The organism is Pseudomonas sp. (assembly GCF_040514055.1).
Classification (GTDB): Bacteria; Pseudomonadota; Gammaproteobacteria; order Pseudomonadales; family Pseudomonadaceae; genus Aquipseudomonas.
The window spans coordinates 23,616-39,711 of the sequence record NZ_JBEVDL010000037.1 but is presented as its reverse complement, the minus strand read 5'-3'; the positions used below and the strand labels follow the sequence as shown (position 1 = coordinate 39,711).

Sequence of the window (16,096 nt, the reverse complement as noted above, 5' to 3'; positions counted from 1 at the left end):
GAGCGGGTTTTTGTCGAGGGGCAGGGCGTCGCTGCAGGGTCATCCATGGCCCTTGCTGCACGCGTTGCCTGGCGGGCCGTCGTCACCGCCGAGCCTGTCTTGCATGCGCCTGGCGCAGCTGTAACACTGGGTCGCCAACACAGGGTGGTGGGGTTGCTGTGCCACACTGTTGGCCAATGCGATGGCTTATGTCTATTTCGACTCGCCATTTGCCTTACCTGATCAGTGGAACCGTCGCATGCATGATCTGGAAGAGCGCTTTGCGCAGGTCAATTTTTATAACGCCCGCCTCACCGAGGTGCAGGCGGACGTCCGCATCGGGCCAGGCTCGCGCATTGGTTCGTTTTCCCTGATCCATCAGGGGGCCACCCTCGGCGATTCTGTCACCATCGGCTCGCACTGCAATATCTGCGCCTGCACCATTGGCAACCGTGTGTCGATCCAGACCGCCTGCCATATCACCCGTGGCGTCATCATTGAAGACGATGTGTTTATCGGACCTGGCGTGATCACCTTGAATGACAAACTCAAGGGCGGCGCGCTGAGTTATCCGCGCATTTGCCGAGGCGCAAAAATCGGCGGAGGCAGCGTTATCCTGCCCGGGGTCACCATTGGCGAAAACGCGGTGGTGGGAGCGGGCAGCGTGGTCACCCGTGACGTGGAGGCCGGTGCGTTGCACCTGGGGTCGCCTGCGCGTATCCGTCTGCGGGCCACCGACGGACTTCTATGACGGGTTTTTTCCTCAACCTGGCGCCCACCGGCCTGGTACCGACGCGCGCCATGTCCGCGCAGGTGCCGCTCAGCGTCGATGAAATAGTTGCGGATGCTCGGCAGTGCATCGCCCTGGGCGTGAACATGCTGCATCTGCACGTGCGTGATGAGCACGGGCGCCCGAGCCACGACAAGGACACCTATGCCCGCGTGATCGGCGGAATCCGCGAGTTCAATGATGAGGTGATCATCGGAGTGTCCCTCAGTGGTCGTCAGGCCAGGCATTTCGAGGAGCGCGCGGCGCCGCTCGGGCTGACCGGCGACCTGCGGCCGGACATGGCCAGCCTGACCCTGTCCTCCCTCAACTTCCGGCAAGACGCCAGTATCAACAGCCCCGAAATGGTTCAGCGCCTCGCCGCGCGCATGCTCGAGACCGGCATCAAACCGGAACTGGAGGTGTTCGATGCGGGGATGCTCAACTATGCACGCTATCTGCTGGACCACGGGCTGCTGGAGGGACCCTGCTATTTCAACCTGCTGCTGGGCAACATCGCTTCGGCTCAGGCCACGCCCCTGGCCCTGGGTGCGCTGCTGGCCGATCTGCCGCAGGGTGCTTATTGGTGCGGCGGGGGAATCGGCAGCGCTCAACAGTCCATGAACACCCTGGGCCTGCTGTTCGGTCACGGTGCGCGTGTCGGTCTGGAGGACTATCTCTGGCTGGATGAGGGGCGCACCCAGCCGGCGTCCAATGCCGACCTGGTCAAACGCCTGGTGGCGATGGCCGCCCTGCTGGGCAAGGTGCCGGCAAGCCCGGCACAGGCCCGCCAGGCCTTGGGGATCAAGCCAATTGCCTGACGCCGAACCGCGCAGCCTGCGCATCCTGTTCACCAACAACACCCTTGCTGCGAAAGCCGGTTCCGAGCTGTATGTGCGCGACCTGGCGATCGAATTGATGAAGCGCGGCCATCGGCCCGTGGCCTACAGCAGCGTGCACGGCCGGGTGGCCGAGGAGCTGCGCACCGCAACCATTCCGGTGATCGACGACCTGGCCGCGTTGGGTGAGGCGCCTGACCTGATTCACGGCCAGCATCACCTGGATGCCATGGCGGCCATGTTGCGTTTTCCGCAAACGCCCGCCTTGTATGTCTGCCACGGCTGGGCCCCCTGGGAAGAGCGCCCGCCGCGGTTTCCGACCATTCGCGGCTACGTCGCGGTCGACGACTTATGCCGGGAGCGGCTGCTGAGCACGGCGGGTATTGGTGCGGCGGATATCCAGGTCATCTACAACTTCGTCGACCTGCAGCTGTTCCAGCCGCGTGCCGCCTTGCCCGCCACCCCGCGCAAGGCGCTGGTCTTCAGTAACTATGCCGGGGACAGCCCGCAACTGGCCGCCATCCGCCGGGCCTGCGCCCGTTTTGGCATCGAGCAGGTCGATGTGGCAGGCGTCGCGTCGGGCCATCCGGTGCTGCACCCGGACAAGACCTTGCCCGCTTACGACCTGGTGTTTGCCAAGGCCCGTTGCGCGCTGGAAGCCATGGCCGTCGGCTGCGCGGTCATTGTCAGCGATTACGCCGGTCTGGCCGGCATGGTGACCACGCAGAACATGCGGCGCTTGCGCCAGCTCAACTTTGGCGTGCGCAGCATGCAACAGGCGCGCGTCAGCGAGGACAGTGTGTTTGCCGCGCTGTGCCAATACGACCCCGCCGATGCTGGGCGAGTGAGTCAATGGATTCGCCAGTGCGCGGATTTGCAGGGGGCGGCGGACCAGTGGGAAGTGCTGTATCAGAGCGTGCTGGACAGCCCTGCTGCGCCGCCGTCGACCGACCAGCTGCTGAGCGCCGCCGCTGACTATCTGTGCAGCCTGCATGAGCCCTTGAAGCGGCGCATGGAGGCCGAAGGCCTGGCCGTCAGGGCCACGGAAGAACTCCAGGCCAGTGCGCAGGTGCAGGACCAGTTACAGCGGCAGCTCGCCGCCCAGGGCGAAACCGCCCTGGCGGAGCAACGGAGCGGATTGCTGTTGCAAGAGCAATTGCGGCAACAGATCGTCGAGCGAGACGAAATTGCCGCGGCGCAGCAGGCCCGCAGGGCCGAACTCGAGGCCGCCCTGGGCCAGCAGGACGAACTGCAGCACCAACTTGCTGCGCAGCGATCGCGCCTGGTCGAGCTGGAAGCCCAGGCGCAGCGCTGCCAGGCGCTTGTAAGCCGGCTGGAACTCGGCGAAGTGGGCGGGCAGCAGCAACTGCTCGAACAGCGACAGCGCGCCGACGCCTTGGCCGACGAGCTGGTCCGTTGCCAAACGGCGCTCGCGGAGATCCACCGTTCGACCGGCTGGAAGGCCATTGGCCTCTACCGTCGCGTGCGAGTCCGTCTGCCGTGGCGTTGACCCCCCGTCTGCGCCTGGGCATCGTCGGCCTCGGTCGCATGGGCCTGCGCCACTGGCACGCCTGGAAACAGCTGGATGCGGTGGAGCTCGTGGCGATCTGCGACCCGGCGGCCGCTGCCCAGCAGTGGGCCCTTCAGCATCGGCTGTTTCACTGCACCGAGGTCGAGTCGCTGCGCGAGCGCATCGACCTGGCGGTCATCGCTTCGCCGTCGAGCACACACTGCGGCTACGGCCTGGCGCTGTTGAGTTATGGCATCGCCTGCCTGGTGGAAAAGCCGCTGGCACTTAGCAGTGAGCAGTGCCGGCAGTTGGCGGAGTGCGCCCGGCAGCATGACACGCTGTTGGCGGTAGGGCAGTGCGAGCGCTTCAATCCCGGCGTGCGACGCGCGCTGCAGCGACTGAATGCCTCGACCACTTCGTTGCAGGTATTTCGGCATGCCAGCCATACGCTGCCTGCCGACAGCGATGTGATCGACGATCTGTTGGTGCATGACCTCGACTGGGTATTGCAGGCCGGACAACGGCTGATCTCGACTGAGGTGCTGGCCAGCAGCCTGGTCGGGGAGCGCGTCCAGGCGATTCAATGCCGTTTGGAATTTGCCAGTGGCGTGCAGCTTTACCTGAGTGCGGGTTTCGATGTCGAGCGACGGCGCGAAGTGCTGTCCTCTCCTTGCTCGGTGGAAGGCAGTATTTCCCTGGAGTGGCAGCCGGGTGGCGGTCAAGGCGATCCGCTGACCCTGCAGGCGCAGGCTTTTCTGTCCGCGTTGCGGGGCGAGGCCAGCGGTATCGCCACGGCGATGCAAGCCCTGACGGTGATGCAGCTCTGCGAGCAGCTGCGTCGGCAACTGCGGCCCATGCCTGTCCAGCGGGAGGCGGTGGATGCCTGAGCCTGTTCCATTCGCGAACCTGGTGGCCGAATGGCAGCCGCTCAAGGCCGAAGTGCTGCAGCGTATCGCGGCCATCTTCGAACACGGGCGTTTTATCCTGGGGCCCGAGGTCCTCGAACTCGAGCAGCGCTTGGCCGCTGACCTGAACATCGCCCACGCCATCAGCTGCAGCTCGGGCACCAGCGCCTTGCAGTTGGCCCTGATGGCCCTCGGCATACAGCCGGGTGACGAGGTGATACTGCCGGCGTTTACCTTTGCCGCGCCCGTGGAGGCAGTGCTGTTGCAAGGGGCCACCCCAGTGCTGGCCGATATCGATCCGCTGACCTTCAACCTGAACCCAGCCTCGGTCGAGCGCCTGCTGAGCCCGGCGACGCGGGCCATTGTCGCGGTGTCATTGTACGGCCAGCCGGCCGACTTCGAGGCGCTGCAGGCGCTGGCCGGGTCCCGCGGCATTGCCTTGGTCGAAGATGCCGCGCAGAGCTACGGCGCCACGCTAGGCGGCCGCCGCAGCGGAACCTTGGGCCTTATCGGTTGCACCAGTTTTTTTCCGACCAAACCCCTGGGAGGCGCTGGGGAGGGCGGCGCGCTCTTCACCGCGAACGATGAGTACGCGGAGCGGATACGCTCACTCAGGGACCATGGTCAAAGCGGTAAATACCAGCACAGCCTGATCGGTTTCAACGGCCGGCTCGACTCCCTGTCCTGTGCGGCCGTGCTGACGGCGTTCAGCCATCGTCAGGATCACCTGGCGCGGCGCCAGCAGTTGGCCGAGCGCTATCAGCACCTGCTGGGAGGCGCCGCGCCGCGGCTGGTTTGCCCGCTGGTCCGCGCGGGCCGGACGTCCGCATGGGCCCAGTATGCTGTCCGTGTGCAAGGGCGTGAGCGGATCGTGGCGGCCATGAATCAGGCGGATGTGCAAACGGCCATTCACTACCCCAGTCCGTTGCACACTCAGCCAGCCTACCGCTCACGCGTTCGCCACGGACCGCTGGAGCAGGCCGAACGCGCAGCCCGGGAGTTGCTCTGCCTGCCCCTCTATCCGTCACTCACCGTCTGCCAGCAGGATCGGGTCGTCGATGTGCTGCTGGGTGCCGTTCGGGCTGAGGGGTAGTCCCTAAGGCAGCCTGTTCCTGTGTGTCGGCATGCCGCGCGCTGGAACCCGCTCGGTCGGGGGTGAAGCGCCTGCGTCGTTCAAGGCGTTAGCCAGCGCAGGGCGGTTCGCCTGGCGTGATCCAGGGTCGGCACATAGGCCAGCTGCCCGGGCGCGCTCTGGATGCCGGCGCGGCGCAGCTTCAGCCGTACGCGTGGCGAGGTGGCGACCAGCACCAGTCCAACGCCCTGCTGGCGGTAGTCGCGCAGTAAGGTGCCCAGGGCGGCCAGGGCGGTCATGTCCAGCAGCGGCACGGCACTCATCTCGACAATCACCACCCTGACGCCAGGACTGACGCCTCGCAGCACGGCCAGGGCTTTCTCCGCCGCGCCGAAGAACAGCGGCCCGCGGATGGCGTAGGCGCGTACCGGTTCGGGTAGCCCCTGCAGGGCCTGGTGAAAACCCGCGGGCAGCGCGGCGGTGTCGGTCAGCTCGCTCATGCGCTTGATAAACAGGCCGGCGGCCAGCAGCAAGCCAACGCCCACCGCCAACACCATGTCGAACAACACGGTGAGCACCAGGCAGGTCAGCAACACCAGCACATCGTTACGCGGCGCGATGCGCAAGGTACGCAGCACATGGTGCGGCTCGCTCATGTGCCAGGCGACCATCAGCAACAACGCGGCCATCGCGGCCATGGGCAGGTCGCTGAACAACGGTGCAAGCAGCAGCATGGCCAGCAGCACCACGCCTGCGTGAATGATCGCCGCCAGCGGCGAGAAGGCGCCGGCGCGCACATTGGCGGCGCTGCGGGCGATGGCTGCGGTCGCCGTGATGCCACCGAACAGCGGCGCCACCAAATTCCCCAGGCCCTGGCCAATCAATTCGGCGTCGGGGTCGTGTTTGCTGCCCGTCATGCCATCGGTGACCACGGCGCACAGCAGCGATTCGATGGCGCCGAGCAGGGCGATGGCCAGCGCCGGTGCCAGCAGCGCGCGAAACAGGTCAAACGACACCCGCAAGGGCTGGCCGTCCGCACCGGGCCATGACCAGGGCCAGGCGAAGTCAGGCAGGAAGGGGGGAATGCCAGGATGCGTCACGCCGTCCAGCACATAGCTGAAACGCTCGCCCAGGGTGGCCACGGGGATGTGCCAGTGTTCCAGGAGTAAACCGAGCAGCGCGCCGAGGACCAGCGCCGGCAGGTGCGCGGGGATTTTCGGCAACCAGCGCGGCCACAGCAGCAGCACGGCCAGGCAGACGGAGCCGACCAGAACGTCACCAAGGTGAGCGCTGGGTAGCGCGTGCAGTAACCGGCCAAGTTGCGCCAGGTAATGGCCGGTGCTGGCGTCCAGTTCGAGGCCCAGCAGGTCCTTGACCTGTAACGTGGCGATGACGATGCCGATACCGGCGGTGAAACCCAGGATAACCGGGTAGGGAATAAACTGGATCAGTCGGCCGATGCGCAGCAAGCCCATGGCGATTAGGATCATACCGGCCATGAGGGTACAGAGCAGCAGGCCGGCCGGCCCATAGTGCTGGGTGATGGGCAGCAGGATGACCACAAAGGCCGCGGTGGGCCCGGACACGTTGTAGCGTGAACCGCCGGTCAAGGCGATCAGCGGCGCGGCGACCAGCACGGTATAGAGGCCATGCTGCGGCGGCAGACCGACGGCGATCGCCAAGGCCATGGCCAGCGGAATGGCGATGATGCCTACGCTCAGGCCGGCGGCCAGGTCACCGCGCAGGGCGGCCAGGGAGTAACCCGCCTTGAGTGTCTGGCGCCAGGCAGCGAACAGGGGGGGCAGCGACAAGGCCATGACAACTCCGGAGCGGGACCGGCTGTCAGTATAAGGGTCAGGCCCGGCCGGTGTTTTGATCTGGGTCGGTCTGGCGGACGATCACCGGGCAAAAGGGCTGAACTAAACCCAGGGGCACAGGTAAACTGCCTGCCCCTGACAGGCTCGATCGGAGTGGACGATGCGTAAAGACAAAAAACAGGTGATTGGCGAAGAGATTGGCGACGAGCCGATCAAGTTGTTTCTCGAGGTTGAACCCGCCGATGCCACGCCGCCGTCCCTGCACAAGCTGATTAAGGCTTACCGGGGCCTGCGTATCGATGATTTCGAGCGTTTTGTCGGTTTTTTCGTCGCCGCCGGTTACGACCTGAATGCCCGCGACGAGCAGGGTCGCGACTTTGTCGCACTGGTCGGCGACCAGCGCCTGGCCCAGGCCTATATCGAGATCATCGAAGCGGCGCGAGGCTGAACCGCCCCAGGGGCGGCCAGCTGGGGCGCCCTCAGGTGTTAAAAGCCCGTCTCCAGCGGGTTTTTTGCCGCGCCCCACGCATAAAAAAACCGCCCGAGGGCGGTTTTTTTACCTCGCCGCCATGGACTAGAACGCCTGGGCGTTCAAGTTATCGCTGGTGGACAGCTGCAGCAGGGCGTCGGAACGTGACTGCACGTCGCGGTAGAGTGCCGCATCGGCTTCCAGGTCTTTCGCCAGGGCCGGGAACATCTCGTGCAACTTGCTGGACCACTGCGGCGAACGTACCTGTTCGGGGAAGCAGCGGTTGAGCAGGTCGAGCATGATCGAGACGGTCACCGACGCACCTGGCGAGGCACCGAGCAGGGCGGCGATGGAGCCATCGGCGGCGGCCACCAGTTCGGTGCCGAACTGCAGGATGCCGCCTTTCTTTTCATCCTTCTTGATGATCTGCACGCGCTGACCGGCCATTTCCAGGCGCCAATCGCTGGCCTTGGCCTCGGGGTAGAACCGGCGCAAGGCCTCCAGGCGCTGCTCCTCGGATTGCAACACTTCACCGATCAGGTAGCGGGTCAGGTCCATGTTGTCGCGGGCCACGGCCAGCATCGGTCCCAGGTTGCTCGGGCGGATCGACAGCGGCAGGTCGAGGAACGAGCCATGGCGCAGGAACTTGGTGGAGAAGCCGGCATAGGGGCCGAACAGCAGGGATTTCTTGCCATCGACCACGCGGGTATCCAGGTGCGGCACCGACATCGGCGGCGAGCCCACGGCGGCCTGGCTGTAGACCTTGGCCTGGTGCTGCTGGACCACCTCGGGGTTGTCACAGCGCAGCCATTGGCCGCTGACCGGGAAACCGCCAAAACCCTTGCCTTCCGGAATGCCGGACATCTGCAGCAACGGCAAGGCCGCGCCACCGGCACCGAGGAATACGAAACGGGTGGTGATTTCACGGCTGCCGCCGTTTTTCAGGTCCTTGACCGTGACGCGCCAACCGGCATCACTGCGGTTCAGGTCGACCACCTTCTGGCTGCACTTGACCTGGGCATCGGCCTGTTTGGCCAGGTAGCCGAGCAGCTGATTGGTCAGTGCGCCAAAGTTGACGTCGGTGCCGCCTTCGACCCGGGTGGCGGCGATCGGCTCGTCCGCCGCGCGGCCTTGCATCATCAGCGGCATCCACTTGGCCATGGTGGCGCGGTCTTCGGTGTAGCGCATCTCGGCGAAGCCATGGTACTGGGTCATCGCTTCGAAACGGGTCTTGAGGAACGCAATGCCGTCATCGCCTTGTACGAAGCTCAGGTGCGGCACCGGGCTGATAAAACTCTTGGGCGAGCCGAACGTGCCTTTTTGCACCAGGTAGGCCCAGAACTGCTTCGACTCCTCGAACATGGAGTTGATGCTGACGGCTTTTTTGATATCGATCGAGCCATCCGCGGCCGGTGGCGTGTAGTTCAACTCGCACAGCCCCGCGTGGCCGGTGCCGGCGTTGTTCCAGGGGTTGGAGCTTTCCACCGCGCCGGACTCCATCAGCTCGACCACCTCCAGCTTGAGGCTGGGGTCGAGTTCCTTGAGTAGCACGGCCAGGGTCGCGCTCATGATGCCCGCGCCCACCAAAACCACATCAACCACTTCGTTATCGTTACGCGCCATTACCCTTCTCCCAAAATCCAGCATCACAGTGACGGCCTCGCGGCCCTAGCCAGAAACGCGCCTGTCAGTGACGGCTGCCGGTTGTGCATAACGTGGAGGGAGGGTTAGTGGTGCTGTTCGCCGACGCCAGGGTTTTCATGTGTACGCGACACTCTTGTGAAGTTGTAAAACCGTTTTTCCACGCTCTTTTGGAACCGTGGACCTCAAAAAAGGCTGGCTGCCGGGCGCAGAGGCTTCAAGGCCGAGCGGTACGCGGCGGCTGGGCGGCGTTCGACGCATCGGCGGTAAAGCGTCTGCTGGCCGAAACGGACAGCACAGGGGGACGACGCTGGGGGCAGAACGGGGACTGATTGCGGTAATCAGTGGAGGAAAGGCCCGATCAGCAGACGTCCTTACAATCGGGGCGCGATTATAACGGCGAATTCGGGAAAGTTGATCTTTTAGCGTGACTTTTATTCATCCGCCGGTCAGGCCGGCAACGGATGGCCTGTGCGCGGTTGTGTGACGACTGGCGCCACGCGGGCGGCGCTGGGCAGCGGGCGTTGCAGCCAACTCAGGCGGCACTCGTGCACCTGGACCCACTGCGGGCCCGTAGGCGGCTGTTGACCTTGGTGAAAGGCCTGGCAGAGGCCGCGGCTGTCCACCCACGCGTAGTGGCGTGCACGGCGGTGCGGGGAGAGCAGGGTGCGAATCCAGGACATGGCAGGACACTCTTGGCGGGGCATGCGTCCTTTATCCCCGCACGGCATGACAGGCCGATGACCGGAACCCCACTCAGTGGCTCGGGTCTTAATCAGCACGCTGTCAGCGACGGACGGCGATCGTTATACTGCTGCCACTTTGCGCCCCCTCTGGAGAGATAAGCATGCTGCACCGCCTGTTGCTTGGTGTGATCGCTGTCACCAGCCTGACCTTGGTCGGCTGTGCCCACAGCCCACAACAACTCAGCCCCGATCCCAAGATCACCACCCCGATTACCGCCGTTGGCCAAGGCCAGCCCGTGGTGGTCAAGGTCGTCGACGGTCGGCCGTCACCTTTGTTGGGCACCCGGGGCGGTCTTTACCCGGAAACCAGTGGCATCAGTGTGAGCAGTGCGGCGCTATTGCCCAAGTTGCAGGCCCAGGCCGAGGCTGCGGTGCGCCTGCTGGGGTTCACCCCTACGCCGAACGCCTATAACGCCCCGCAGCTGACGGTGACCCTGGCGGACCTGAAGTATCAGTCGCCCAAAGACGGTGCCTATGTGACCAAGGCGACCATCAGCGCGACCTTCCGCGCCGACGTGCAAAACGCCAACAAGCGCTACAGCGGTCGCTACGGTGCGTCGTTGGACCAGAGCTTCGCCATGGCGCCGAACCAGCAGACCAACACCAAGTTGGTCGGGGAAGTGCTCAGCGATGCCTTGACCCGCACCTTCAAGGACGCGGCCATCGGTCAACTCCTGGCGCAATGATCAGCCTGCGCTGATGCCGCTGATAAAAAAGCCCGGCTCTGTCCGGGCTTTTTTGTGGGCGTGATGGCAGGCCATCCTGGCCTGGCGGCGGTGGTCACGCGGCGGCGGCGTACCCATCTGGCATGCGGAAGCCGCTGTTTTGCTCGATATCCGGCAAGTCATAGTGCTCGTGGCCACCGAGGGCGCAGTACACCAGCCAGTGGTGGTCCTGCACGTTGAAGGACAGTTCGTCGATGACCGCCTCGATATCGTCTAGCGCATCGATCAGGTAGTCCTGATCCTGGGGTTGGCTGTGCAGCATTGGGTATTCCTCCATGAACAGTGATTCCGTCTTGGGCGGCGTGGCGGGTTGCGTCTCGTTCGCCAAGGCAAGTCCAAACCTTAGCGCAAAAAAACCAACGCGGACCCGCACTCGTCGGAAAACCGCCGCATTTGTTCTTCGCTTGGGTAGACTGCGCCGCGCTTTTTTGACCGGGGGTTTCCACCCGGGCGATCCCTATTCAATCGGTCACCGCCTCCGTCGTGGTGCCCACAGGAGGTCCCGTGTCGTTGCAACTGTTGTGGTCGCTGTGGCTGAGTAGCCCGGGGCCGTTGGCCAATGGCCTGGCATTATTCTTCGCGCTGGCGGGCAGTTGGCTGTTACTGGCCACGCGCTGGCGTGAACAGCGGGCGCTGCCGGCCCTGGCGCTCGAGGATCAGGCTGGGGCGACTGCGCCGGCACTGGCTTGCGAGCCTGCGGTGCAGCGTATCAATCGCTTCTTCAAGGGCTTCGGCGCGACCTGCCTGGCGTTGGCGCTGGGGCTGACGTGGCTCAGTACCCAGCTCTGAGCGGGTCGCTAGCCGGAAGGCGTGTGCCTTCCGGCATTGCCGGCTACAGGGGCAGGCCGGCCTTGACCCGGTACTGATTACGCACCGGCGTGGCGTACTGCAGCACCAGGTAGGGCTGCTGTTCGGTCGGACAGGCGGCCAGGCGGCTGTTCCATTGCGCCTGGGCACGGCTCAGTTCTTCGGGGTGAAACAGCTCGGTCGCGGGGGGGACCGCCAATCCCGGGTCGCGCTCCTGCCACATCTCATAGGCGAGGTAGTGCGCCGGAAACAGGCGGTAGCCAGCCAGGATCTGTTGGTCGATTTCCGCGGCCAGCTGCTTGCTGTCTTCACTGGCCTGGCCGATCGGCGCCGAGAAATTCACATGCACCCGGCCTTTGTAGCCGGTGATGCCCAGGGCGATGCTCTGGTCGTCCTCGCCTGGGGCTTTTTCGTAGCTGCCGGTGGTCGCGCGGATATACAACTCGCGGGCCTTGGCTTGGTCGCAAGGGTCGTACTCGTAGCTGATCGACACCGGCGTCAGGTTCAGGCTATCGATGACCTCGGCAAAGGTTTCGCTCTTGCGGCTCATATGGAACATCTTCAGGATCGCCGAATCGGTGCGGTCGTCGCCATCCTTGGCCCGGCCTTCGGCCTGGGCGATCCAGATCGATTCGTTGTCGTTGCGGATCGAATGGTTGATATAGGCCGAGAGCAGCTGAAACGCGGCGAGTTTTTCACGGCGACCGCTGAGCGAGCGGTGCACGATAAAACTTTTGTTGACCCGCATCAGGTCGCTGACAAAGGGTTTTTGCAGCAGGTTGTCGCCGATGGCGATGCGCGGTGTCGGCAGGCCGGCGTGGTAGACCGCGTAATTGACGAAGGCCGGGTCCATGACGATGTCGCGGTGGTTGGCCAGGAACAGGTAGGCGCTGCCGCTCTTGAGCTGTTCCACACCGGAATAGGTGATGCCGTCGGTGGCCTGCTCGATGGTCCGGTCGACGTAGAGTTCGATGCGGTCCTGCAGCGCGGCCACGCTGCGGATGCCGGCGAATTCGCGGCGCAGGCGAAAGGCGATCAGCGGCTTGAGCAGCCAGCCTAAGGGGCTGGCCAGGCGCGGAAAGCGAAAGTGTGTGAGGATCTCGAGAAAGGCCTGGTCGGCCAGGAGGCGAGCCAGCACGGCAGGGACTTCGGCGTCGTTGTACGGTCGGATGGAATCGAATTCGCCCATCATGTTCTCTTGTTGTCGTAACGGCTGCGGTAGGGGCCAAGCCCCCCGAAAAGCGGAGCCAGAGATAGACCCATCATTATACCTAGAAGTCACAGCGGAGATCGTCATGCTCGAGTCCCAGGATTATCAGTGCCCGTACTGCGGCGAACCGGTGGAGGCGCTGCTTGACCTGTCGGCCGGCGACCAAAGTTACATCGAGGATTGCCCGGTCTGCTGCCGGCCGATCGTCTTCGACCTGCGCAGTGACGGCGTCGACTGGTCATTGGCGGTGCGCAGCGAAAACGAGTGACGCCCAACTGCTAACCTGTAGGGGCGCCGTCCTGGCGCGTCGTCGAAGAGGAGCAGCGCGGATGCAGCGGGTCTACGAACCCCAGGATATGCTCGAAGCGGACCTGCTGGTGGGTATGCTGGCCAGCGAAGGGGTGGAGGCGCACCTGACCGGGCGGCATCTGCTGGGCGCCGTGGGCGAACTGCCGGCCTCGGGCCTGCTCGGGCTGCTGGTGGGCGACGAGCAAGCCACGCGGGCGCGACTGCTGATCGCCGCGTACAATAGCGCGCTACCCCTGCCCGGCGACGAGCCGGCGGCCGAGTACGGCACGCTGCTCTGCTGAGGCCGATTCCGCTGAATCCCGGTCGCTATCCCCAACGGCCCGCGCCCTGCCTCGAAGAGCTTTCCCTCCATGTGTGGACGTTATGCCCTGTTTCGTTGGCCGCCCGCGTTGGCGGCCCTGCCCGGTTTTCCCGCCGATCAGCAACCCCACTGGAGCATCGCCCCGCACAGCCAGGTGCTGATCCTGCGTGGCACTGAAGGCACGCGCGCGGCAGCCCGTGCGCGCTGGGGCCTGACCCCGCCCTGGCTCACCGACCTGTCCAGGACCCCCGCCCATGCCCGCGCCGAAACCCTGGTCGACCAACCGATGTTTCGCGATGCGTTTCGCCTGCGCCGCTGCCTGCTGCCCGCCAATGGCTTTTATGAATGGCGCGGCACGGCACGCAAGCGCCCGTATTGGCTGACGGCAGGCGACGGTGCACCCTTGTACTTCGCCGGCATCTGGGAGGATTACCCGGTGCAAGAGCAGCATTACCTGAGTGTGGCCATAGTGACCCAGGCGATATCCGGGCAACGACGGCCGCTGATGCTCGATGCGGCGGGCCAGGCCGCCTGGCTGGACGCGGCGACAGGACAGGCGGATTTGCTGACCTTGTTGGCGCAACCGCCGGTGGCCCTGCGTGAGCGGGTACTGGCCGGGCTGATCAACGACCCCACGCTGGACGGACCGGAGTGCCTGACGCCCGCCTGAAGTGTCGGTCCGTCAAGCCCATAGCGCTGGACGGAGCGCTCGCGACCAGTGGCCGCTTCTGCAACGGCAAGGTCAGCACACCCGTCGGTAGACGGGCGGGACGCCGAGGCACGGCGGCGGGCTGTTCGCTGCGCTCCGGAGTCCGCCCTACGTCCGCCTCTCGTGGCTACACCTTGAACTGGTTGATCAGGCGCCGCTGCTGCTCGGCCAGCTTGGTCAGTTCGGAGCTGGCCTGGCTGGCTTCATCGGCGCCACCGGCCACTTCGTTGGCGACCTGACCGATATTGGTGACGTTACGGTTAATATCCTCGGCCACCGCACTCTGCTCCTCGGCGGCACTGGCGATCTGGTTGTTCATGTCATTGATCACCGACACCGCGCGGGTGATGGCTTCCAACGCCTGGGCGGCCTGGGCGGCGTGATGCACGCTGTCGTCGGTGCGTGCCTGGCTGTCCTCCATGACCTTGACCACTTCGCGGGTGCCATGCTGCAGCTGCTGGATCATGCTCTGGATTTCGGTGGTGGCCTGCTGGGTTTTCTGCGCCAGGTTGCGCACTTCGTCGGCGACCACGGCGAAACCTCGGCCCTGCTCGCCCGCCCGCGCCGCTTCGATGGCGGCGTTGAGTGCCAGCAGGTTGGTCTGTTCGGCGATGCCGCGGATCGCCACCAGAATGGCGTTGATGTTCTCGCTGTCGTTGGCCAGGGTCTGCACCACACCGACCGCGCGGCCGATTTCGCTGGCCAGGGCGGCGATGGCATTGGAGGTGCTATGCACAATGTCCTTGCCCTGGTTGGCGGCCTGGTCGGCGTGGTGCGCGGCCTCGGCCGCATGGGTGGCATTGCGCGCCACGTCCTGGGCCGTGGCTGTCATCTGGTGCACGGCCGTGGCCACCAGGTCGATTTCCGCCATCTGCCGCTGCACCCCCTGGTTGGTGCGAATGGCGATGTCGGCGGTGTGCTCCGACGAGTCGCTGACCTGCTGCACCGAGCTGACCACCTGGCTGATCATGACCTGCAGTTTGCCGAGGAAGGTGTTGAAGCCGCTGGCGATGGCACCCAGCTCGTCGACACGGTCGGTGTTCAAGCGGCGGGTCAGGTCGCCCTCACCCTTGGCGATGTCATCGAGCATGGCGACCATCTGCCGGAGGGGACGGGCGATACCGTAGCCGACGAACCAGATCACCAGCAGGCCCAGCCCGGCGATCAACAGGCCCACCAGCGCCATGCCCAGGGTATCGGTTTCACGCTGATCGGAAAGCTCCTGCTGCAAGCGTTGCAGGTCCCCCATGACGGCATCCAGCGGCAGCTGCAACATCAGGGTCCATCGGGCATCGGTGCCCGCGATGGAAAACGGCAGGAACAGCTCGATCAAGCCGCGGGCCTGGTCGACGTCGTAGGACGGCTGGTCGCCGGACAGGTCCTTGAGGGTCGCCACCTTGTCGCTTTGCAGGACGCTGCTGGCCGGTTCGCCGAGCTTGCTGGCGTCCTGAGTGAAGGCCACCAGGCGCCCATTATTGGCGATCAAGGCCAGTTCGCCAGCCCCCTCATAGAGCTGTTTGTCGGCATTGATCAGCAGCTCCTGGATGAAGTTCACTGCCAGGTCGGCGCCGGCGATGCCACGGAACTCACCCTTGACCAGGATCGGCGAGGTGAACGAGGCGAGCATGACCATCTTGCCGCCGACCTCATAGGGGGCCGGATCGATCACGCAAGGGCGTTTGCGCTCCTTGGGGCACAGGTAGTATTCCCCCTCGCGCACGCCGGTCGGCAGCAGTTTTTCGCTTTCCAGGGTGCCCAGCGAGTCGATGGCCAGGCTGCCGTCGGCATTGCGGTACCACCAGGGGATAAAGCGCCCGCTGCCGTCGTAGCCGTTACCCTTGGGGCCGGCGTAGATGTCGTCGCTGGCGTCGAAGGCGTTGGGCTCCCAGCCGATGTAAGTGCCCAGCAATTTGGGATTCTGCGCGGTGGTTTCGCGGATCAGGTTGGACAGCTCCTCGCGACTGACCGACAGCAGCGGGCTGCCGCTCTCGTCCGTCATGCCGAGCAGCGCCGTGGTGCGCGCCAGGTCGGCGGTGACCATCAAGGGCACCTCCAGCTCCCGTTGGATCTGGCTGACCTGGGCCCGGGCCAGGGTCGCCAGGCGTTGTTCGATCACCTGTTCGAGCAAGGCGCGGGTGCGAACCTGCACCAACTCCTGGGTCTTGCCGCTGGCATACAGGGTGTAGAGTACCAGTGCCGCAACCACGCTGAGGATGCTGGCGCCGGCCATGACCACAACGGAAAACTGGATGGACTTGAACTTCATACGAACTCCAACGACGGGTCCATGA

17 protein-coding genes are annotated in these 16,096 nt (G+C 64.9%); 11 read left to right on the top strand and 6 right to left on the bottom strand.

Going from position 1 to position 16,096, the window contains the following annotated elements; translation table 11 throughout:
• Nucleotides 1-238 precede the first annotated feature (238 nt).
• From ABWY06_RS09925 to ABWY06_RS09905, 5 genes are read left to right on the top strand one after another with little or no spacing between them, the layout of a single operon-like run.
• Nucleotides 239-730, top strand: coding sequence for an acyltransferase (locus ABWY06_RS09925; protein ID WP_353925408.1), 492 nt, complete (start codon nt 239-241; stop codon nt 728-730).
• Complete coding sequence (locus ABWY06_RS09920) at nt 727-1,566, top strand: beta-keto acid cleavage family enzyme (RefSeq protein ID WP_353925407.1); 840 nt, start codon at nt 727-729, stop codon at nt 1,564-1,566. Before ABWY06_RS09925 ends, ABWY06_RS09920 begins: the two co-directional genes overlap by 4 nt.
• Nucleotides 1,559-3,094 carry a glycosyltransferase gene (locus ABWY06_RS09915; protein WP_353925406.1) on the top strand — a complete coding sequence of 512 codons (1,536 nt, stop codon included), beginning with the start codon at nt 1,559-1,561 and terminating at the stop codon, nt 3,092-3,094. Before ABWY06_RS09920 ends, ABWY06_RS09915 begins: the two co-directional genes overlap by 8 nt.
• Entirely contained in the window at nt 3,085-3,981 is an 897-nt protein-coding gene (locus ABWY06_RS09910) for a Gfo/Idh/MocA family protein (protein ID WP_353925405.1), read from the top strand. The genes ABWY06_RS09915 and ABWY06_RS09910 overlap by 10 nt, the downstream gene beginning before the upstream one ends.
• Nucleotides 3,974-5,092, top strand: coding sequence for a DegT/DnrJ/EryC1/StrS family aminotransferase (locus ABWY06_RS09905; RefSeq protein ID WP_353925404.1), 1,119 nt, complete (start codon nt 3,974-3,976; stop codon nt 5,090-5,092). Before ABWY06_RS09910 ends, ABWY06_RS09905 begins: the two co-directional genes overlap by 8 nt.
• An 80-nt stretch (nt 5,093-5,172) precedes the next feature.
• Here ABWY06_RS09905 and dauA read toward each other — a convergent pair whose 3' ends face one another.
• Nucleotides 5,173-6,888 (bottom strand): C4-dicarboxylic acid transporter DauA, encoded by a 1,716-nt coding sequence (dauA, locus tag ABWY06_RS09900; RefSeq protein WP_353925403.1) that lies wholly within the window; start codon nt 6,886-6,888, stop codon nt 5,173-5,175.
• Between the two features lie 160 nt (nt 6,889-7,048).
• Between dauA and ABWY06_RS09895 the strand changes: the two genes are divergently transcribed.
• On the top strand, nt 7,049-7,336 hold the full coding sequence (locus ABWY06_RS09895; RefSeq protein ID WP_353925402.1) for a PA4642 family protein: 288 nt from the start codon (nt 7,049-7,051) through the stop codon (nt 7,334-7,336).
• A gap of 126 nt (nt 7,337-7,462) precedes the next feature.
• Here ABWY06_RS09895 and mqo read toward each other — a convergent pair whose 3' ends face one another.
• Nucleotides 7,463-8,980: a malate dehydrogenase (quinone) gene (gene mqo / locus ABWY06_RS09890; protein ID WP_353925401.1), complete on the bottom strand. Its 1,518-nt coding sequence runs from the start codon at nt 8,978-8,980 to the stop codon at nt 7,463-7,465.
• A 467-nt stretch (nt 8,981-9,447) separates the two neighbouring features.
• The gene (locus ABWY06_RS09885; protein ID WP_353925400.1) at nt 9,448-9,681 is read right to left on the bottom strand and encodes a hypothetical protein; all 234 of its coding nucleotides are present in this window, start codon (nt 9,679-9,681) and stop codon (nt 9,448-9,450) included.
• A gap of 164 nt (nt 9,682-9,845) precedes the next feature.
• Between ABWY06_RS09885 and ABWY06_RS09880 the strand changes: the two genes are divergently transcribed.
• Nucleotides 9,846-10,430, top strand: coding sequence for a YajG family lipoprotein (locus tag ABWY06_RS09880; protein WP_353925399.1), 585 nt, complete (start codon nt 9,846-9,848; stop codon nt 10,428-10,430).
• Between the two features lie 94 nt (nt 10,431-10,524).
• Here the strand turns inward: ABWY06_RS09880 and ABWY06_RS09875 are convergent, their stop codons facing one another.
• On the bottom strand, nt 10,525-10,731 hold the full coding sequence (locus tag ABWY06_RS09875; RefSeq protein ID WP_353925450.1) for a hypothetical protein: 207 nt from the start codon (nt 10,729-10,731) through the stop codon (nt 10,525-10,527).
• A gap of 242 nt (nt 10,732-10,973) precedes the next feature.
• Between ABWY06_RS09875 and ABWY06_RS09870 the strand changes: the two genes are divergently transcribed.
• On the top strand, nt 10,974-11,258 hold the full coding sequence (locus tag ABWY06_RS09870; protein ID WP_353925398.1) for a hypothetical protein: 285 nt from the start codon (nt 10,974-10,976) through the stop codon (nt 11,256-11,258).
• A 43-nt stretch (nt 11,259-11,301) separates the two neighbouring features.
• On the opposite strand, the gene ABWY06_RS09865 is transcribed toward ABWY06_RS09870, so the two are convergent.
• Nucleotides 11,302-12,468: a 1-acyl-sn-glycerol-3-phosphate acyltransferase gene (locus tag ABWY06_RS09865; protein ID WP_353925397.1), complete on the bottom strand. Its 1,167-nt coding sequence runs from the start codon at nt 12,466-12,468 to the stop codon at nt 11,302-11,304.
• Nucleotides 12,469-12,571: 103 nt separating this feature from the next.
• On the opposite strand from ABWY06_RS09865, the gene ABWY06_RS09860 reads away from it, so the two are divergent.
• The 3 genes from ABWY06_RS09860 (at nt 12,572) to ABWY06_RS09850 (ending at nt 13,766) form a co-directional block, all read left to right on the top strand.
• On the top strand, nt 12,572-12,754 hold the full coding sequence (locus tag ABWY06_RS09860) for a CPXCG motif-containing cysteine-rich protein (RefSeq protein ID WP_353925396.1): 183 nt from the start codon (nt 12,572-12,574) through the stop codon (nt 12,752-12,754).
• 61 nt (nt 12,755-12,815) lie between these two features.
• Nucleotides 12,816-13,076, top strand: coding sequence for a putative signal transducing protein (locus ABWY06_RS09855; protein ID WP_353925395.1), 261 nt, complete (start codon nt 12,816-12,818; stop codon nt 13,074-13,076).
• Between the two features lie 69 nt (nt 13,077-13,145).
• Nucleotides 13,146-13,766, top strand: a complete 621-nt coding sequence (locus tag ABWY06_RS09850; protein ID WP_353925394.1) for an SOS response-associated peptidase — start codon at nt 13,146-13,148, stop codon at nt 13,764-13,766.
• A gap of 166 nt (nt 13,767-13,932) precedes the next feature.
• On the opposite strand, the gene ABWY06_RS09845 is transcribed toward ABWY06_RS09850, so the two are convergent.
• Entirely contained in the window at nt 13,933-16,071 is a 2,139-nt protein-coding gene (locus ABWY06_RS09845; protein WP_353925393.1) for a methyl-accepting chemotaxis protein, read from the bottom strand.
• Nucleotides 16,072-16,096: the final 25 nt, after the last annotated feature.